We start from the raw sequence: 19223 nt of genomic DNA on the forward strand, positions 1-19223 counted from the left end.
TTGTTGGTCGTTAGCGGCGTGGCACCCGCAGCTTTTGCCAGCAGCGCGCCGAGGTGATGAGATTATCGCGAATCTCCAAAATCTCCATGCGCATATTGCCAATCTGCAGGCACGCCGGGCCTTCTGGGAAGGCTTCAAGGTGCTCAAGAATGAGCCCGTTGAGCGTCTTGGGGCCGTCGGTAGGTAGTTGCCAGCCAAGCATCTTGTTAATTTCACGGATATTGGCGGTGCCTTCAATCACATGGCTGCCGTCGTCCTGCTGGTGAATCTCCTCGTCTTCGGACACGTCAGTAGTGAACTCGCCCACGATCTCTTCCAGAATATCTTCCAGCGTCACCAGGCCTTCCACGTCGCCGTACTCATCCACCACAATGCCGATACGCCGCTTCTGCTTCTGAAAGTTGAGCAGTTGTGTATGTAACGGTGTGGATTCGGGAATGAAGTAGGGTTCGCGAGCCTCCTGCACAATCGACGCTTTGGTGACTTCGTCCCGGGAGAGAAAGCGAGCTGCATTGCGCAGGTGTAGCATGCCAATAATGTTATTGATGTCGCCTTTGTAGACTGGCAGTCGGGTGTGCTGGCTGGTGCGAATCTGGGTCAAAATCTCTTCGAGCGAGTCATCCAGGTCAATGCCCAGCACCTCGTGGCGCGGCACCATAATGTCGTTGACGGTGACGTTCTCAAGGTCAAGAATCGATAACAGCATCGCCCGGTGGCGGTAGGGAATTAGCGTGCCCGCCTCGTGTACCACCGTGCGCAGCTCGTCGCGGGTTAGGCTGTCACCGCCGTTATCAACGCTTTTTACGCCCACTAGCCGGAGTAGGCCATTGGATACCACGTTGACCAGCCAGACCAGTGGGTAAAGCAGCTTTAGCAACGGCTCAAGGGCATAGGACGTAGGGTAGGCGATCCTTTCGGGCTTAATGGCGGCGTAAGTCTTCGGCGTCACTTCGGCGAAAATCAGAATCGTAATGGTCAGCAGGGCGGTAGAGATCGCCGGGCCTGATACGTCGCCAAAGAAGTGAATGGCGATAATGGTGGCAATGGAGGCCGCCAGATTATTGACGAAGTTGTTGCCGATCAGGATAACGCCAATCAGGCGGTCTGGGCGGGTGAGCAGGCGCATAACCCGTTTGGCTCTGCGGTCACCGCTGTTAGCTTGATGGCTCAAGCGATAGCGGTTAATCGACATCATGCCGGTTTCAGAGCTGGAGAAAAACGCAGAAAGCACTATAAGTAAGGCTAGCAGGCCGAACAGTAACCCCAGGGGGAAGTCGTCGCTCAAGTCGAAAAGTCCTTTGTGGCGAATTAGGCTCGATTTGTAGAAGGTCGCGAGTGGAGTGTCAAGACAACCAAAGGCGTTGTTGCGCCCCCGTTAACGATTGAGAGCTATCGATTGAGTACAACCTCAAGAATAAACTTGCTGCCAAAGTAAGCTAACACCAGTAGGGTACAGCCGCCCAGTGTCCAACGCACGGCACGCATGCCACGCCAGCCAAAGCGGTAACGGCCGATCAAAAGCGTTGTGAAGATTATCCAGGCCAGCAGTGACAGCACCGTTTTATGTGCCAAATGCTGGGCAAAGAAGTTGTCGAGAAAAATCAGCCCGCTTGCGATGGAGAGAGTCAGTAGAATAATGCCCGCCCAGACCAGCTCGAACAGCACCCGTTCCATCGTGGTCAGCGGCGGTAATGACTGCACAATGCCGCGAATATGATGGTGGCGCAGCGCCTGGTTCTGCAGGCCGACCAGCACGGCCTGAACGGCGGCAATCGCCAATACGGCAAAGGCCAGCGCTGAACTTATCGCATGCAATAAAATACCCGGCGTCAGCCCGGTATGGCCGCCCTGGTTCGGCAGCCAAGTGGCGGCGAGCAGTGCAATGCCCGCCAGCGGAAACAGCGCAATGCCGGCGTTAAGCACCGGTTTGAACAGGCTGGCTACCAGCACCACGTTAACCGCCACCGCCATCAACAGTGTAGCGCTGGTGGTAAAGCCCGGCAGCAGGCCTGGGGATTGGCCCACTAGTATGACCACGACAGGAATGTGGAGCAGTAAACCCAGTACGGCAAGCAGGCGCACCATGCCCTGGCGGGGCGGTACACGCCGGAACAGCGTCATGCCCTGCCAAATGGCAGCGGCAACATAAACAATAAAAGCAATCGTGGCGAAAGGGAGCGCCTGCATGATGCTATCCGTGCGCCTTGCAGCGCGTTGCGGTGAATAAATAAACGGGTTAAGTGTGATTACGACGCAAATCTATCCAGCTACTATAACGAATCCTAGCGGCGTCGCCCAGCGGGGTAAGCGCACGAAAATAGCCAGTAGTGCCGAATGTACCCCATGGAGACTCGAAGCTTGAGCGCGTATAATCTTTCCACTAATTAGTCCCGGGCGTGCGCGCCGACGGCAGTGACGGAGGCAGAGAGGCCCCATGTTCCAGAATCTAAGTGAGCGTCTTTCCCAGACGTTAAAGTCGATTAAGGGTCAGGCTCGCCTGACCGACGACAATATTAAAGATACCCTGCGCGAAGTACGCCGCGCACTGCTTGAGGCCGACGTAGCACTGCCGGTCATCAAGGAATTCATTGAACGCGTGCGCGAACGGGCAGTTGGGCAGGAAGTCTCCAAAAGCCTGTCGCCTGGCCAGCAGTTCGTCAAAATCGTCCAGCAAGAGCTGGAAGCGATTATGGGCGAAGCCAACGACGGCTTTGTGCTGAAGGGTTCTCCCGCCGTTGTCTTGATGGCTGGTTTACAGGGCGCGGGTAAAACCACCTCGGTGGCCAAACTGGCCCGCTACCTGCGCGAACGCGAGAAGAAGAAAGTCTTGGTAGTGTCTGCCGACGTCTACCGCCCGGCGGCCATCGACCAGCTGGAAACCCTGGCCAAAGAGGTCGAGGTAGATTTCTTCCCCTCACGCTCTGACCAGCAGCCGGTGGCGATTGCCGAAGCGGCCATCAAGCACGCCAAGATCCAGTTTCACGATGTGGTGCTGATTGATACCGCCGGTCGTCTGGCGATCGATGAAGCCATGATGGCGGAGATCCAGGCGCTGCATAAAGCGGTTTCCCCTCAGGAAACGCTGTTTGTTGTCGATGCCATGACCGGCCAGGATGCCGCCAATACCGCCAAGGCGTTCAGCGAAGCGCTGCCGCTAACCGGTGTGATCCTAACCAAAGCCGACGGTGATGCCCGCGGCGGTGCCGCGCTGTCGGTACGCCACATTACTGGCAAGCCCATCAAGTTTATGGGGATGGGCGAAAAAGTTGACGCCCTGGAGCCGTTCCACCCCGACCGGGTTGCCTCGCGTATCCTGGGCATGGGCGACATGCTGTCGCTGATCGAGGAAGCCGAGCGCACCGTCGATAAATCCAAAGCCGACAAGCTGGCCAAAAAGGTCAAGAAAGGCGACGGTTTTGATCTGGAAGATTTCCGCGACCAGCTCCAGCAGCTCAAGAAAATGGGCGGCATGGGCGGTCTGATGGGCAAGTTGCCCGGCATGGGGCAGATGGCTGAAATGGCCCAAGGCCCCGGCCCTGAGAAAGAGCTGGGCAAGCTGGAAGCGCTGATTAACTCAATGACGCCTAAAGAGCGCCGCAAGCCTGATATCATCAACGGTTCGCGCAAGCGCCGCATTGCCACTGGTGCGGGCCTACAAGTGCCCGACCTGAATCGTCTGCTCAAGCAGCATAAGCAGATGCAGAAGATGATGAAGAAAGCGGGCCAAAAAGGCGGCATGCAGAAAATGATGCGTGGTATGTCCGGCATGATGGGCGGCGGCGGTGGTCCGGGAGGCCCAGGTGGAATGGGCGGTATGGGTGGTCCAGGCGGATTGCCCCGCCGTTAATTCGCTGCCAGCTCGCTGGGGAAGGTTGACGGTCTATGAGTTTTCTGGCTATCAGGCTTTCCAAGCCGAGCGCATTTGCGTAGAATGCGGCCTCTTCATGCGTGGGTGTTGCGTAAAAGCGCGTCAATCGCGGTAGCAGCACCTCTCAATGAAGGCCTTTATATAGCCTATAGCACGACGAGTGTTTCGATAGCCGATAGCGCTAACAACACACTCTCGTAACCTCAACCGAAGGATAGTTATCGTATGGTTACCATTCGTTTGGCCCGTGGTGGCGCCAAGAAGCGTCCCTTTTACCACCTGACCGTTACCGACTCGCGTAACGCTCGCGACGGTCGCTTCATCGAGCGTATCGGCTTCTTCAACCCGGTTGCCCGTGGTCAGGAAGAGCGTCTGCGCGTTGACCTAGACCGCGTTGTTCACTGGCAGAGCCAAGGCGCCCAGCTGTCTGGTCGCGTTGCTGAGCTGGTTAAAGAAGCACGCAAACAGGCTTAAACCTGCTTTTGAGTCTTGTTGTCTGAGACTTGTTGCGTGAGAAAGAAAGTGAGTGCTGGGTAGCTGAGGTCGTCGATGACGCGTTTTGAAAGTAGCCAAACTGACGACACGCATGTGGTGCTAGGCAAGCTGACTAGCCCTTATGGGGTGAAAGGTTGGCTTAAGGTGTACTCCTACACTAGCCCAATGGACAGCATTCTTGAGTACCCGGAATGGTGGGTGCGCCAGGGCGAAAACCTAAAGCGCATAAGCATTGTTCAGGGGCGTCGGCAGGGCAAGGGAATTGTAGTGCAGCTTGAAGGGGTCGATGACCGTAGTGCGGCGGAAGCATTAGCCCAAACGGACATCTTAATGCCCAAAGAGGCGCTACCTAAGCTTTCCGACGATGAGTATTATTGGCATGAGCTTGAAGGCATGGCGGTCTTCACTCAGGCCGGCGAACGGCTAGGACGGGTAAGCTACCTGTTTGAAACCGGCGCCAACGATGTCATGGTGGTTCGCGGCGATTCTGAGTCAATCGACAAGCGCGAGCGACTGCTGCCTTTTTTGCCAGACGATGTCATTGTCGAAATCAGTGCCGAAGAGGGCCGCATGGTCGTCGATTGGGATCCTGAGTTTTGACCAAACTGATCAATAGTTTGAGCGGTGATATGTCTACCGACTCGGCAGAGCCGGTGCGAGGTGAAAATGCAGTCGTGTCGCCAGCAATGTGGATTGGCGTGGTGTCGTTGTTTCCCGAGATGTTCGACGCGCTAACGCAACAAGGTGTCGTCGGCAGAGCGGTAGAGAAACAACGCATCGCACTGGAGTTTTGGAACCCGCGGGATTACGCCACTGACCGCCACCGCAGCGTTGATGATCGCCCCTACGGCGGTGGTCCAGGTATGTTGATGAAAGTCGACACCCTGCGCGCAGCGATCTGTGCGGCCCGGGAACGGGCGCAGCAAGCCACCGGCTTAGTGCCGACGGTGATCTACCTCTCGCCCCAAGGGCGTAAGCTGGATCAGCAGGGCGTTCAAGCACTGGCTTCCGCCGGGCCTTTAGTGGTCGTGGCTGGGCGCTATGAAGGCATTGATGAACGCGTGGTGGAGAGTGACATCGATGAAGAGTGGTCGATTGGCGACTATGTGCTGAGCGGCGGCGAGCTGCCAGCAATGGTGCTGATTGATGCAGCGGCAAGGCTGATTCCCGGCGTGCTGGGCCATCAGGATTCCGCTGTCGAAGACTCGTTTAATGACGGTCTGTTAGACTGCCCGCACTATACCCGTCCAGAGGTCATTGACGGGCGCCAGGTGCCGGATGTGCTGCTAAGCGGTAATCATGCAGCTATCAAGCGTTGGCGATTAAAGCAGTCACTAGGCCGGACATGGCAACGTCGCCCCGATCTTTTAGAAGGGCGAACATTAGATGCCGAACAGCGCAAGCTGTTGAACGAGTTTATCGAGGAACACGCTCTGTCCACTCAGTAGTTGCTTTTTAGCTAACAAGCTTTTCAACAACTTAGAGCAGAGCGGCGGTGCAGGGCGAAAAAAGCGCACCTGTGTCACCCATAACGACTCCCGCGTAGCTCGTTTCGAGCGCCGGGATCACGGCTTCCGCCACCCATGATTGAGCGGTCAAGCCAACACGTTATTCAGGAGTATGATGATGAGCAGTAAAAGCAAAGTGATCCAGGCGATCGAATCTGAGCAAATGGGCAAGGAAATTCCTGCCTTTTCTCCCGGCGACACCATTGTCGTTCAGGTAAAAGTAAAAGAAGGCACCCGCGAGCGTCTACAGGCGTTTGAAGGTGTGGTCATCGGTAAGCGTAACCGCGGCCTGAACTCCGCTTTCACCGTGCGTAAAATTTCTCACGGCGTTGGCGTTGAGCGTACCTTCCAGACCTACAGCCCGCTGGTTGACTCTATCGAAGTCAAGCGTCGCGGTGACGTGCGTCAAGCCAAGCTTTACTACCTGCGCGAGCGCAGCGGTCGTTCTGCACGTATCAAGGAAAAGCTGGCTTAAACGCCGCTATTTCTGCGGGCGCGCGCTGTTTTCTAACAGCCGCGCCTGGATACCAAAACCCCGTCTCCGCTTTGCGGGGCGGGGTTTTTTTATCTACATGCATGTTTATATCGCTGAGTAAAAGCGGCAGAAGGTAGCTAACGTATGAGCGTTATCGATGCATTTTTAGATGCCCTGTGGCTAGAGCAGGGCGCCAGCGATCATACGTTAGCCGCCTATCGGCGTGATTTAACCGCCTGGCAAACCCACTTGGAGAGCCACGGCGAAGCGCTCTTGGCGCCGCCGCCGGAGCGACTCAGTGAGTGGCTGGCAAGCCGCCGGGAGGAAGGCTATCAGTTGCGCAGTAATGCCCGGCTGCTATCGACGCTGCGCAGCTTCTACCGCTGGGGGCGTTTAAATAACCAGGTGGAAAGCGACCCGCTCACCGACATCAAGCTGCCGCGCGTGATCCCCGGTTTACCGAATACCTTGGAAGAGGACGAGGTCGAGCGCTTACTCTTAGCGCCAGATACCGACACCCCGCTGGGCGTCCGTGACCGTGCCATGCTGGAATTGCTTTATGCCTGTGGCTTGCGGGTCTCTGAACTGGTAGGGCTCACCGGCGACGCGGTCAACCTGCGTCAAAACGTGGTGCGGGTACGCGGTAAAGGCGATAAAGACCGTCTGGTACCCATGGGTGAAGAGGCGGCGGATTGGCTGGCGCACTATATGCAGACCGCACGGCTGGCGCTGATGAGCGACCCAACTCGGCCTGCGCTATTTCCCGGCCGGGGCGATAAAGCCATGACCCGACAGACCTTTTGGCACCGAATTAAGGTGCATGCGATAACCGCAGGGATTACCCGGCCACTGTCTCCGCATACGCTTCGCCATGCATTTGCCACCCATTTATTGAATCATGGGGCCAATTTGCGGGTCGTACAGCTGCTGCTAGGTCATAGCGACCTGTCGACGACCCAAATTTATACCCATGTAGCCCAGGCGCGTTTGGAAAGCCTGCATGCAGAACATCACCCAAGAGGTTGAATTGATAATGCGTCAACGCCGTTTTGTAGCACTCCCTTTATTAACACCCTCCTTGATGCTGGCGTGTTTGTTCTCCGCCAGCCTGTTGCCCGTCGCTGCCCAGGCTGATGACGTGGCAGACCAGCTGGCGGGATCACTAAGTGTCAATGGCCAGCAGATGCCCGTAGAGGCAGTCACCAAAACGCCTATGGAAGGCGTCTATCACGTCCGCTTAGAGAGCGGCGAATCTTTCTACTCCAATGCTGACGGTAGCCACTTTCTGGTCGGCGACCTGTACGAAAATGCCGATGAAGGGCTGGTCAATTTAACTGAGCAAGAGCAGAACCAAGAACGTGCCGATGCATTGGCGGCCGTGCCTGACCGTGAGTTGGTGATCTTTCGCGGCGCCAATGAACCGAAAGCCACTATAACGGTGTTTACTGACCCGACTTGCCCCTACTGCGCGCGGTTACACGACACCATTCCAGAGTTGAATGAACGCGGCATTGCCGTTCACTATATGGCGTTTCCCCGTGCGGGCATGGGAAGCCAAGCCGCCGCCACGCTGCAGCAGGTGTGGTGCTCGGATAACCGCAGCGAAGCGATGACCCAAGCCAAGGAAGGCCAGACTATTTCCAGCGCAGCAGACTGCGACAATCCCGTAGCAGGGCAGTATGATCTGGGCAAAGCATTGGGCGTACAGGGCACTCCTGCGATTATTTTGCCCGATGGGCAGCTAGTGCCGGGATTTGTGCCCCCCGAGCGGCTATCCGCCATGTTAGGCTTGGATGACGAATAACGTCACATTGAAAGATAATACAAAACGCTGAGACACGGTCTTTAAGATCGCATTCATAACCGTAATTAAGGCCAGCACCACCAGGTGCACAACACGAAAGGGGAAGTATTTTGAAACCGGTAAGAGTAGGTATCTGTGGTTTAGGCACTGTCGGTGGCGGCACCTTTAACGTATTGACCCGCAACGCCGACGATATTGCGCGTCGCGCTGGCCGCCCTATTGTGGTTGAGCAGATTGCTCACCGCAGTATTCATCCTGACTGCGATATTACCGGCATCAATGCCACCTCCGATGTATTTGAAGTGGCGACTAACCCGAATGTAGATGTCCTGGTGGAGCTGATTGGCGGCTACGACATCGCCCGCGAGCTGGTGCTCACCGCCATTGAAAATGGTAAGCACGTGGTCACTGCCAACAAGGCGCTGATTGCCGTGCACGGCAACGAAATCTTCAAGGCCGCGCATGAAAAGGGCGTCATCGTGGCGTTTGAGGCCGCGGTGGCCGGCGGTATCCCCGTCATTAAATCGCTGCGCGAAGGCCTGGGTGCCAACCGCATCGAGTGGGTGGCGGGCATTATCAACGGCACCGGCAACTATATCCTTACCCATATGCGCGATGAAGGCCGCGCCTTTGAAGACGTGCTCGCAGAAGCCCAGGCGCTAGGCTACGCTGAGTCTGATCCCACCTTTGACGTGGAAGGTATCGATGCCGCGCACAAGCTGACGATTTTGGCCTCAATTGCCTACGGCGTGCCGCTGCAGTTCGAGAAAGCCTTCACCGAAGGTATCTCGCGGATTACCGCGGAAGACGTCGAGCAGGCCGACAATCTAGGCTATGTGATCAAGCACCTGGGTATTTCCAAGCGTACCGATCAAGGCCTGGAACTGCGGGTTCACCCTACGCTGATTCCCAAAGAGCGTCTGCTGGCCAATGTTCATGGCGTAAAAAATGCCATCGCGGTGATGGGCGATGCGGTAGGACCGACGCTCTACTACGGTGCTGGCGCGGGTGCAGAGCCGACCGCTTCAGCGGTGGTGGCCGATTTACTCGACGTGGCGCGGGATATCTCAACCGAGCACCGCTACCGGGTGCCGTACCTGGCGTTTAGCGGCATCGACGAAGATGTCAGCCAACTGCCCATCATGCCGATGGAAGATATCATCACGGCCTACTACCTGCGCCTGCTGGCGGTGGATCGCCCCGGCGTGTTGGCGCGGGTGGCCACGATTCTATCTGAGCAGGGCATCTCGATCGAGGCACTGATTCAGAAAGAGGCGACCGAAGGCGAGCTGGTGCCGATCATTCTGCTGACACACCGTACCAAAGAGAAACAGATGAACGCAGCGATTCGCGAAATCGAATCCATGGCCGATATTGCGGGCCCCGTCACGCGTATTCGCGTGGAAAGCTTGAGTGAAGGGGAGTAAGCCTAGATGCGCTATATCAGCACGCGTGGGCAGGCACCCGCGCTCTCCTTTGAGGAAGTGGTGCTCACCGGTATGGCCAGCGACGGCGGTCTCTATGTGCCGGAAACCCTGCCAGAATTCTCCCGCGAAGAGCTGGCCGACATGGCCGGGCTCCCCTACGCGGAAATCGCTTTCCGAGTGATGAAGCCGTTTGTGAATGGTGAAATTGACGACGCGACGTTCCACAGCATCGTCACCGAGGCCTATGCGACCTTCAATCATGACGCCGTGCTACCGCTCAAGCAGTTGGACGCCAATCATTTCCTGCTTGAACAGTTCCACGGCCCAACGCTGGCGTTTAAAGATGTGGCGCTACAACTGCTCGGCCGCCTGCTGGATCACTTCCTGAAAAAGCGCGGCGAGCGCGCGGTGATCATGGGCGCGACCTCCGGCGATACCGGCTCAGCGGCGATTGAGGGCTGTCGCCACTGCGACAACCTGGATATCTTTATCCTGCACCCGCACAACCGGGTCTCGGAAGTACAGCGTCGGCAAATGACCTCGGTGCTGGCCAATAACGTCTTTAACATTGCCATTGAAGGCAATTTCGACGACGCCCAGGCGATGGTCAAGGCCAGCTTTGCCGACCAGTCGTTCCTCAACGGTACCCGTTTGGTCGCAGTGAATTCGATCAACTGGGCGCGCATTATGGCGCAGATCGTTTACTACATTGCGTCAGGTGTTGCCTTGGGCGCGCCGCACCGGGAGGTGAGCTTCTGCGTGCCGTCGGCTAACTTTGGTAACGTCTTTGCAGGCTATATGGCCTATAAGATGGGGTTGCCGGTGAAGCAGTTCATCATCGCCACCAACGCCAACGATATTCTTCACCGTACGTTGGCCGCCAACGACTTCTCCAAAAAAGAGCTGGCGGCAACGCTGGCGCCCTCCATGGATATCGTCGTGTCGTCCAACTTTGAGCGCCTCCTGTTTGACGCCTATGACCGTGATGGTTTGGCCGTCGCAGCACTGCTTGAACGCTTCCAGCAGGAGCCGACGGCGTTGGCCGATGCGCCGCTGGCCAAGCTGCGCGAGAAGTTTTCCAGTTACAGCGTGGACGATGCAACGATTCTGGAAGCGATTCGCGACGCCCATAAGCGCACCGGCGAAATGCTCGACCCGCATACCGCCACCGGCTACCGTGCCGCCGAGCGCGCCCGCGCAGATCAATCAACGCCGATGATAACGCTGGCCACTGCGCACCCGGCCAAGTTTGCCGAAGCCGTTGTCAAAGCGGGCTTCCTGGGCGTGCCACTGCCGCCGCATATGGAAGACCTGATTGAGCGGGAAGAGCGCTATACCGTGTTGCCCGCCGAGCTTGCCGCTGTGCAGCAGTTTGTCGTGGAAAACCGGCGTTGAATGCCCGTTCGTTGAGACACCGATGACCTCAGTGATCGATTTGCCCCATAACACTCTGTCTTCTAATACAAGCAGGCCGCGCTTAGAGCCTCGTCCCGTGGACGAGGCGCTCTATGCCCGTGCCCAAGCAGAAGGCTTAAGCGAGCTGCAGGCGCGGCTGTTGGCTTCGCGGTTGCCGGGCTACAGCGGTGAGCTTGCGCCGTTAATTGCCCCCAGCCTGCGCTATCTGGCCCATCCGGAAAAACTCGCCGACGGTCGCCGCGCTGCCGAGCGCATTGCCCAAGCAGTAGCGGAAGGCGAAGCGATTGGTATCCTTACCGACTACGACGTGGATGGCATCACCTCCCACGTGGTGATCCGGCGCACCCTGGTGGAGTTATTCGGCGTGCCGGAAGGCAAACTACACAGCCTGATTGGCCACCGTATTCATGACGGCTACGGCATTAGCCTGCCGCTGGTGGAACGCACGCTGGCGCAAAAGCCGTTTCCCACCCTGGTCATCACCGCTGACTGCGGTAGCTCTGATGAGCCCCGCATCGCACGCCTTAAGGCAGCGGGTATCGATGTGGTGGTGAGTGACCACCACGCGCTGCCCATTGAGGGGCCGCCAAGTTCGGCATTTGCCTGCGTTAATCCTACCCGGGATGACTGCGAGTATCCTGATAAAACCATCGCCGGCTGTATGGTGGCGTGGCTATTGATGTCGCTCGCCCGCGGTGTGCTGATTGAGTGGGGAGCGCTGTCGGAATCGACGCCCAAGCTTTCGCCTTGGCTCTCTTACGTAGCCTTGGGCACCGTGGCGGATTGTGTCTCCCTGGGCGGCAGTCCAGCGAACCGTGCAGTGGTCAATCAAGGTTTAAAACTGATTAATCGCATGGATGCGGCTTGCTGGCGGGCGATGGCTACCCGCCTGGGCGCTGACAGCGTGCCGTTTAACGCCGAGACGCTAGCGTTTCAGATGGGGCCACGCATTAATGCCCGTTCGCGGCTGGACGACCCCTACGCGGCGCTGCACTTTATGCTCGCCGAGAACGATGGCGTCGCCAATCGCCAGCTCGACGTTTTGGATCAGGATAACCAGTCCCGCAAAGCGATTGAGGCTGATATGGCTGCCGAGGCGCGTACCCTGGCGGTAAGTGCGTTAACCGCCGACGAGCCCGCCGTGGTGGTGCTGTTGGAAGATGGCCACCCAGGCGTGCAGGGCATTGTTGCCTCACGTTTGGTACAGGCTTATGGTCGCCCAGCGTTGGTGCTTACCCAGGCGTCGGCGCCGGGTATGCTCACGGGTTCCGGGCGTTCGATTGATGGGCTGCACCTGCGCGATGCACTACAGCGCACCTTTGAGCTTGCTCCTCAGACGTTACCACGCTTTGGCGGCCATAGTGGCGCAGCAGGCGTGGGCGTGCCTCGGGATCAGCTTGATGCCTTTAAAGCGGCTTTCCTGCAGGCAGTAGGCGAGCAGCTGGGCGGGCGGACGCTCTATCCGCGGTTATGGACCGATGGCGAGCTTTCCACGGCGCAGCTTTCGCTGACCACCTTGCAGGAGATCGAAACGCTTGGTCCCTACGGACGGGAATTCGACCCGCCGCTGTTTGAAGGGCGCTTTATTGTCGAAGCGCTGCGTCCGGTGGGGGCAGATGGCGCGCACCTGATGCTGGAGCTCTCAACTGGCCCGGTGACCTGTAAAGCGATCTGGTTTCGCGCCCTAACGCCGGGGGAACTGCCTGGGTTTAGCGTTGGCGATACGCTGCACTGCGCCTATAAGCTTAATCTCAACCGTTGGCGTGGACGGGAAACGTTGCAATTAATGGTCGAGCACGCCAGTCCTATCTAAACAAAGCACTTAATAACGTCAACAACTCATGTAAGGACGCCCTATGCGCGTGGAAGATTTACCCAAGGATCAACATCGCCCCTACGAAGATGTCATGGCGATGCTGCTGGGCACGTTCTTTGTCGCGTTGGGAGTGACCTTTTACACCCATGCGGTGCTACTGACCGGCAGTACGGCAGGCTTGGCGCTGCTGTTGAGCTACATGACCAGCAGCGTGACCGGTTGGGGCTTTGGGGTGTACTTTTTTGCCATTAACCTGCCGTTTTACTACTTGGCGGTGAAGCGCATGGGCTGGAGTTTTACCCTGCGGACCTTCGCCGCCATCGGCTTGGTCTCGCTGTTTTCCGAGCTAACCCAGGGCTGGGTGCAGTTTGCCAGTGTGCCCTCGATCTACGCCGCCTTAATGGGCGGCGCGCTGATGGGCATCGGTATGCTGATGCTGTTTCGCCACCGCACGAGCCTTGGCGGTATCAATATTCTCGCGCTCTACTTGCAGGATAAACACGGCTTTCGTGCAGGCTACGTTCAATTGGCCATCGACGGCGTTATCCTGCTGATTGCGCTGACCCAGCTACCGCTGGATCGCGTGGGCTATTCGGTGCTGGGGGCGCTGACGCTCAACCTGATTATCGCTCTGAACCATAAGCCAGGGCGTTATATTGGGGTGAGCTGAGAGGAGGCATTGCTTAAGACAACCGCTTTTCATCGTCTATCACGCAGACCTTGGTAGGCACTTGGTGCGACCATTTCCAGAACACAATATTAACGTCTCGATGGGTCGCTCCCTTGGCTTGGGACGGCACTCGAATGCCCGCGAATCCCATCGTGATCAACTGCTCCGCGACTTCCCAGGCGATAACGGGCTCGCGCCTTATTTTCTTATCTAACCAGGCTTCCTGCATCCAGCTCTCTGGATGCGGTCGAACGCGCGTTTGGATAGCTGGGTCACAGAGATCGAGAATCGGACCGCAATTTACCTCATAGCTGCACAGCGTCAGCGGTTGCGTCTTAAAGGGAAAGCCTTGTTGAGCCTCAAGCCAGGCTGTTTCGAACCGCTCACTGGTGTACAGCGCGGGCAGGTCAACGGGGTTCCAGCGGCCGCCGTTGCGTGCGGCGCCTGCTCCTGATGTGGGTGCATGCTGCCATCTGGGGTTGTGCCCACGATAGACCAGCCCTGTGTATTGAAACCCAAGTGCCAGCAGACTCACGCATAGCCTCCCTCGGCAATGTGGGAGAGGTAGGCGCGGACATCATCCGCCCGCCCGTGACTAACCAGTTCTTCAGCGGTGAAATCCCCCAGCGGCGCGATAGGGTAGCTGCGATACCAAGACCATGCGGCGCTTATCGACCCCGCCCAGGGTTCAATGCGCTTAAGTATTTCCATAGTTTGGCGCAGGCGCTGCTGTGTGGAGACGGCGCGGAGACGGTCTTTACGGATGATGGCGTTGTGGCTAAGCCCAATCGCATGGGCGAACTCACGTTTGGTAATATGCAACTCGTCAAGGAGCGCGTCGGTGATAATAAAACCTTCATGATCCAAGACGCTGTTGATGTCAGGACTCATAAATGTCACCTATATAGGCGTATGTTTACGTCATTATGGGTGACAATAAGGCATTTGTAAAAAACGGCAGTTGTAAACGCGTGGCGATAAGTGTGGCGAAACGAAAGTTGAAGACGTTGGCTCAGCCAGCTTTGCTAAGCCAGAACCACCACACGATAGCGGCGATAAGCCCAAGCCCCGCCAAGTTGATCAATAGACTCATGCGACGTCCTCCTGGCTGGGTGACTTCCAGAGGCGCAAGCGGTTGGCGTTACTCACCACGGTGATGGAAGAGAGTGACATGGCAGCGCCCGCGATCATCGGTGAGAGCAGCATGCCGGTGAGCGGGTAGAGCACCCCCGCAGCAATGGGAATACACAGTAGGTTGTAGCCAAACGCGCCTACCAGGTTCTGTTTGATATTGCGCAGCGTGGCGCGGCTGATCTCTATGGCTGACGCCACCCCGTGCAGCGAGCCGCGCATTAGCGTGATACCCGCGCTCTCAATGGCCACATCGGTGCCTTGGCCAATCGCAAACCCCACATTTGCCCGGGCCAGCGCCGGGGCGTCGTTGATGCCATCGCCCACCATGCCAACGATTTCTCCCGCCTTTTGACGGCGCTCAATCTCGGCGTGCTTGTCCTCGGGTAGCAGGCCTGCGCGGTACTCATCAATGCCTACTTCTTGAGCAATCGCCTTGGCGGTGTGCTCGTTATCGCCGGTTAGCATGACGATGGTTAAGCCATCTTTTTGCAGGCGCTTGATGGCGGCCGCGGTGTCGTGGCGAAGCGGGTCGCTGATGCCAAATAGGGCGGCCAGTTTGCCATCTACCGCCAAGTACACCAGCGTGCGGGCCTGCTCCTCTAGAGCGCGTGCTTGCTCTTCAGCTGCCTTGAGATCCACACCGGCTTCGCTTAACAGACGCGCATTGCCCAGCAGCAATGCTTTGCCGTCGGCAGTTTGGGCTTTTACCCCGCCACCAGTCACGCTGTCGAAACCATTAATCTCGGCAGGGTTGGCGTTGTGTTCATCCGCGTAGGTCATTAACGCCGCCGCCAGTGGGTGTTCGGAGCCGCGCTCAAGCGCGTTGACCAGCGCCAGCACGGTGGATTGCTCCACGCCAAACATTTGCGCATCGGTAACGCTGGGCTTGCCCTGGGTGAGCGTGCCGGTCTTATCGACTACTAGCGTGGTCAGCTTGCTGGCGGTTTGCAGCGCCTCGCCGCTGCGCACCAGCACCCCGTGCTCCGCCGCTTTACCGACACCGATCATGGTCGAGATCGGCGTCGCCAGACCCAGCGCACAGGGGCAAGCAATAATCAGCACGGTGGTCGCCGTCACCAGCATATGGATCACCTGGGGAGCGGGCCCTAGGTTGAACCACACCAGGGCCGTCAATACGGCAATGATCATTACCGCAGGTACAAAAACGCTGGAGACCTGGTCGGCTAGCTCGCCAATCGGTGGGCGCGAGTTTTGGGCGCTCGCTACCTGTTCGGTAATCTGCCCCAGGCGAGTGTCGGTGCCCACCCGCGTGGCGCGATAGATCAAGCCGCCTTTGCCATTCACCGTGCCAGCGCTGACTTCATCCCCTGCGTTTTTGGCGATGGGGAGTGGCTCGCCGGTAAGCATCGACTCATCGATATGGCTTTGGCCTTCAACGACGTCACCATCCACCGGTAAGCGCTCGCCGGGGCGTACCCGTACGTGGTCGCCAGCACGCACAGCGTCAATATCCACTTCTTGCTCGTGACCGTCGCGAATCACCCGCGCCGTGCGGCTCTGCAGATCGAGCAGGCGCTTTAGCGCGTTGCTAGTGCGGCCCCGGGCGCGTAGCTCCATGGCATTGCCGAGCAGAATCAACCCGATCACCATCGCTGAGGCTTCAAAGTAGATGCCCTGGGCAACCTCGGGTAACCACGGCGCAAACAGCACCACGGCCATGGAATATAGCCAGGCGGCGCCAGTGCCCATAGCGACCAAGGTATCCATATTGGCCTGGTGGTGCTTAAACTGCTTCCAGGCGTTGACGAAAAAGTGGCGTCCTGGGAAGGCCAAAATGCCCAAGGTTAATAAGCCGATCACCAGCCAGTAGAGACGCCCCATGCCCATCGGGTGGGGATGGAAAAAAAACATGCTCATCATCAGCGGAACCGCCAGTGCCAGCGAGATGGCACTTCCGCGCAGCCGTTTTTGGTACGTCTTGGCGTCCTGTTCTGCACGAGTGCGTTCTGCTTCCCGCATATCCACAATCGGTTCGGCGCCATAGCCGGCTGACTCAACGGCGGCGATTAACGCTTGGGTCTCGGCACTGCCAAATACCTGGGCGGAGTGGGTGCCAAAATTGACGCTGGCGGTGTCGACTCCCTCAGTGCGCTCTAGTGCTTTCTGCACGCTGTTGACGCAGCTGGCGCAGGTCATCCCACTAATCGCCAAGCGCTGTTTCTTGCCTTGCCCTTGAGACTGGGAGTGAGCACTTGCGGTTTTTTCAGCTTCGGCATCAGCGGGTGCCGCGGTTTCTGGCTGATTATCAGCATCGTCTGGGGCTGCTTCCTCCAGAGCTGCTTCGCCTGGCGGGTAGCCCGCCGCGGTCAAGCGTTGATCAAGCTCGGCGTCGGTTAGAGTCGAAACAACCTCGAGGCGTTTTTCGCTAGGCATGCCGGTGACGTCTGCTTCAGGGTCACCACTTTGAATCGCCTCGCGCATACGCTTGACGCAGCCCTGGCAATTCATGCCGGGGATGGTTCGCGTGGTGGCTCCATTTGCAGGGCTTACGCTTGAGGCGGCTTCGGTAGAGGCGTCGCTCATGGGGTCTCCTTGGTAGACGTGGCGTCAGGAAAACTCTCAATCAGGCGGCACACGCTGTGGCCGTCGGGGGAACCGTCGGGCATCTGCTGCCAACTCTCCATGGCCTGTTCCATTCGTTCGGCTAGCGCTTCCAGCTCGGCAATACGTGCGCGGATTTGTGGCAGGCGGCTGGCGAGTAAGTCGCGTACCAAGGGGCAGGGGGAGTCTCCTTGGTCGGCGTGGGTCAGGATGTCGCGAATCTCCGCCACGCTAAAACCGAGCTTGCGTGCCCGCTGAATAAAGCGCAGCCGCTCTAAGTCGGTATCTGAAAATAGCTGATAGCCGTTATCCGGGTGGCGCTGAGGAGCAAGTAGCCGCTCACGAGCGTAGTGACGCACGGTCTCGGCGGTAACACCGCCTCGTTTAGCAAGCTCGTTAACTTTCATGGCCTGTTCTCCCGACCGGTTAAATAGTAACCACTTTAGTGTAGAACCTATGGGTTACCCATAGGTCAAGGGCGACTTTGTGCAATAAGCTAAGATGACTAAAACACTGATTTAAAACGACCGTGCGACTAATGTATAAGTCAAAAATAAAATAAAACGAACGTTTGCCCTTGAACCTTTGGCTCAGTTGCGAGAAAACAGTCATGTAAAAATAAAGCGAGTGGATCGTCGGTATCCACGGGATCATCGGGAAGAGAGGCCCACTATGAATAATAAATTTAATAAGCTCACCCTGGCTGCTGCCATTACAGCCGCCTTCGCCAGCCAAGCCCACGCGGGCGGGTATCAAGTCAACGAGCAGAGCGTGAGTGGGCAGGGCTATGGCCATGCCGGGCGCAGCTCTAATATCCATGATGCCACGATCGTGTACGGTAACCCTGCAGGTATGTCGTTTTTGGATCGTGCGCAAGTGACGGTTGGGGGAACCTATCTAAACGTAAATACTGATCTTTCTAATGTCGAAGCTAGCCGCTTTATTGATTCGGGCGTGGCCGCTGGCGGCGCCCCCAATGGCAATCAGATTCCCATCGGCAGCATTCCTGGGGGGAATGATGGCGATATGGTGCCTGGCACTCCCATTCCTTTTGCGTTCTATGCGCAGCCAGTGACTGATCAGTTAGCGTTTGGGTTCGGGGTGTATGCACCCTTTGGCTCCAAAACCGACTACGAAGATGATTTCCAGGGACGCTATTTTGGCGACTATACCGAAGTCAAAGTGATCAGTGCGCAGCCGACGGTTTCTTATCGCTTTAACGATCAATGGTCGGTTGGTGCGGGTATTACCTACAACCAAGTGGAGGGGGAACTGCGTCGCCAGCTACCCTCTGAGGCTACGTTTAATCCAGCTGCCGACATCGACTCTCGGGTGGATGGTGACGATGAAGCCTGGGGTTATAACCTGGGTGTGATTTATCGACCGGTGCCTGAAACCACCTTGGGCCTGACCTATCGCTCAAAGGTAGATTACACCCTGGAAGGTGATTTTAGCGCTACCGACCCGCTGGGTAATGTCCTTCGCTCAGATACCGCGAACCTGGATTTAACCACCCCAGAGACGGTTAACTTCTCCGTGACCCAGCAGATGACCGATCGTCTCAAGCTGATGTTCGGGGCGTCCTGGGTTCGCTGGAGCCAGTTTGATCAAATTCTGGTTACCGGAAGCCAAGGTGATACGATTACCCGAGAAGTTCAGAACTATTCAAATGCCTGGGCGTTTGCCACTGGCGGCGAGTATCAGTTAACGAAGACATTAGCGCTTCGTGCTGGGGTAACGTTGGACTTTACACCCACCAATGATGAAGACCGCAGCGTGCGTATTCCTTCTGACGATCGGCGTATTTTCTCGCTGGGGGCAGGATGGAGCCCAACGCCTGATATGACCATTGACGTGGCGTACTCCTATCTCACGGAGCGCGGCACCTTTGTTGAACAGGATCGTAACGATCTGCTCCAAGGTGCAGGCGGCGCGTCCTACTCAGCCGACTACAAAAACGAAGCCCACGGTTTTGGTGCGCAGTTAACCTATCGCTTTTAAGCTTGAGAGAGCTAAACCCCAATGAAACCCGGCGCACGCCGGGTTTT

At 57.4% G+C, this 19223-nt stretch carries 18 protein-coding genes; 12 read left to right on the forward strand and 6 right to left on the reverse strand.

The window, feature by feature from the left end; genetic code table 11:
- Positions 1 to 10 precede the first annotated feature (10 nt).
- Both ACT3UM_RS16425 and ACT3UM_RS16430 read right to left on the reverse strand, forming a co-directional pair.
- Positions 11 to 1285 (reverse strand): HlyC/CorC family transporter, encoded by a 1275-nt coding sequence (locus ACT3UM_RS16425; RefSeq protein WP_498900507.1) that lies wholly within the window; start codon positions 1283 to 1285, stop codon positions 11 to 13.
- Positions 1286 to 1389: 104 nt separating this feature from the next.
- Positions 1390 to 2187: a cytochrome C assembly family protein gene (locus ACT3UM_RS16430; protein ID WP_498900509.1), complete on the reverse strand. Its 798-nt coding sequence runs from the start codon at positions 2185 to 2187 to the stop codon at positions 1390 to 1392.
- Between the two features lie 247 nt (positions 2188 to 2434).
- Here ACT3UM_RS16430 and ffh point away from each other — a divergent pair, with 247 nt between their 5' ends.
- The 11 genes from ffh to ACT3UM_RS16485 all read left to right on the forward strand — a co-directional run bounded on the left by ffh (position 2435) and on the right by ACT3UM_RS16485 (position 13479).
- Positions 2435 to 3847, forward strand: coding sequence for a signal recognition particle protein (gene ffh / locus ACT3UM_RS16435; protein WP_498900511.1), 1413 nt, complete (start codon positions 2435 to 2437; stop codon positions 3845 to 3847).
- Positions 3848 to 4093: 246 nt separating this feature from the next.
- A complete protein-coding gene (gene rpsP / locus ACT3UM_RS16440) occupies positions 4094 to 4342 on the forward strand; it encodes a 30S ribosomal protein S16 (protein WP_007111767.1) in 249 nt (82 codons plus the stop codon).
- Positions 4343 to 4417: 75 nt separating this feature from the next.
- On the forward strand, positions 4418 to 4963 hold the full coding sequence (gene rimM, locus ACT3UM_RS16445; protein ID WP_498900513.1) for a ribosome maturation factor RimM: 546 nt from the start codon (positions 4418 to 4420) through the stop codon (positions 4961 to 4963).
- Positions 4964 to 5049: 86 nt separating this feature from the next.
- Positions 5050 to 5811 carry a tRNA (guanosine(37)-N1)-methyltransferase TrmD gene (trmD, locus tag ACT3UM_RS16450; protein ID WP_498900540.1) on the forward strand — a complete coding sequence of 254 codons (762 nt, stop codon included), beginning with the start codon at positions 5050 to 5052 and terminating at the stop codon, positions 5809 to 5811.
- A 178-nt stretch (positions 5812 to 5989) separates the two neighbouring features.
- Positions 5990 to 6346, forward strand: a complete 357-nt coding sequence (rplS, locus tag ACT3UM_RS16455) for a 50S ribosomal protein L19 (protein WP_035576506.1) — start codon at positions 5990 to 5992, stop codon at positions 6344 to 6346.
- A 144-nt stretch (positions 6347 to 6490) separates the two neighbouring features.
- Positions 6491 to 7372, forward strand: coding sequence for a site-specific tyrosine recombinase XerD (xerD, locus tag ACT3UM_RS16460; protein ID WP_498900516.1), 882 nt, complete (start codon positions 6491 to 6493; stop codon positions 7370 to 7372).
- On the forward strand, positions 7347 to 8150 hold the full coding sequence (locus ACT3UM_RS16465; RefSeq protein WP_498900518.1) for a DsbC family protein: 804 nt from the start codon (positions 7347 to 7349) through the stop codon (positions 8148 to 8150). The genes xerD and ACT3UM_RS16465 overlap by 26 nt, the downstream gene beginning before the upstream one ends.
- 110 nt (positions 8151 to 8260) lie before the next feature.
- Complete coding sequence (locus ACT3UM_RS16470; RefSeq protein ID WP_498900520.1) at positions 8261 to 9577, forward strand: homoserine dehydrogenase; 1317 nt, start codon at positions 8261 to 8263, stop codon at positions 9575 to 9577.
- Positions 9578 to 9583: 6 nt separating this feature from the next.
- On the forward strand, positions 9584 to 10972 hold the full coding sequence (gene thrC / locus ACT3UM_RS16475) for a threonine synthase (RefSeq protein ID WP_498900522.1): 1389 nt from the start codon (positions 9584 to 9586) through the stop codon (positions 10970 to 10972).
- 22 nt (positions 10973 to 10994) lie between these two features.
- Positions 10995 to 12806 (forward strand): single-stranded-DNA-specific exonuclease RecJ, encoded by a 1812-nt coding sequence (locus tag ACT3UM_RS16480; RefSeq protein WP_498900524.1) that lies wholly within the window; start codon positions 10995 to 10997, stop codon positions 12804 to 12806.
- Positions 12807 to 12849: 43 nt separating this feature from the next.
- Positions 12850 to 13479, forward strand: a complete 630-nt coding sequence (locus ACT3UM_RS16485; protein ID WP_280105551.1) for a YitT family protein — start codon at positions 12850 to 12852, stop codon at positions 13477 to 13479.
- Positions 13480 to 13492: 13 nt separating this feature from the next.
- Here ACT3UM_RS16485 and ACT3UM_RS16490 read toward each other — a convergent pair whose 3' ends face one another.
- From ACT3UM_RS16490 to ACT3UM_RS16505, 4 genes are all read right to left on the reverse strand, one after another.
- A complete protein-coding gene (locus ACT3UM_RS16490; protein WP_498900527.1) occupies positions 13493 to 14014 on the reverse strand; it encodes an RES family NAD+ phosphorylase in 522 nt (173 codons plus the stop codon).
- Positions 14011 to 14370 (reverse strand): XRE family transcriptional regulator, encoded by a 360-nt coding sequence (locus tag ACT3UM_RS16495; protein WP_498900529.1) that lies wholly within the window; start codon positions 14368 to 14370, stop codon positions 14011 to 14013. Before ACT3UM_RS16495 ends, ACT3UM_RS16490 begins: the two co-directional genes overlap by 4 nt.
- Positions 14371 to 14568: 198 nt before the next feature.
- Positions 14569 to 17157: a heavy metal translocating P-type ATPase gene (locus ACT3UM_RS16500; protein WP_498900531.1), complete on the reverse strand. Its 2589-nt coding sequence runs from the start codon at positions 17155 to 17157 to the stop codon at positions 14569 to 14571.
- Entirely contained in the window at positions 17154 to 17582 is a 429-nt protein-coding gene (locus ACT3UM_RS16505) for a MerR family transcriptional regulator (protein WP_498900533.1), read from the reverse strand. The genes ACT3UM_RS16500 and ACT3UM_RS16505 overlap by 4 nt, the downstream gene beginning before the upstream one ends.
- 265 nt (positions 17583 to 17847) lie before the next feature.
- Here ACT3UM_RS16505 and ACT3UM_RS16510 point away from each other — a divergent pair, with 265 nt between their 5' ends.
- On the forward strand, positions 17848 to 19176 hold the full coding sequence (locus tag ACT3UM_RS16510; RefSeq protein ID WP_498900535.1) for an OmpP1/FadL family transporter: 1329 nt from the start codon (positions 17848 to 17850) through the stop codon (positions 19174 to 19176).
- The last annotated feature ends 47 nt before the right edge of the window (positions 19177 to 19223 follow it).

The sequence above is a fragment of the Halomonas sp. AOP13-D3-9 genome (assembly GCF_052379125.1).
Classification (GTDB): domain Bacteria; phylum Pseudomonadota; class Gammaproteobacteria; order Pseudomonadales; family Halomonadaceae; genus Vreelandella.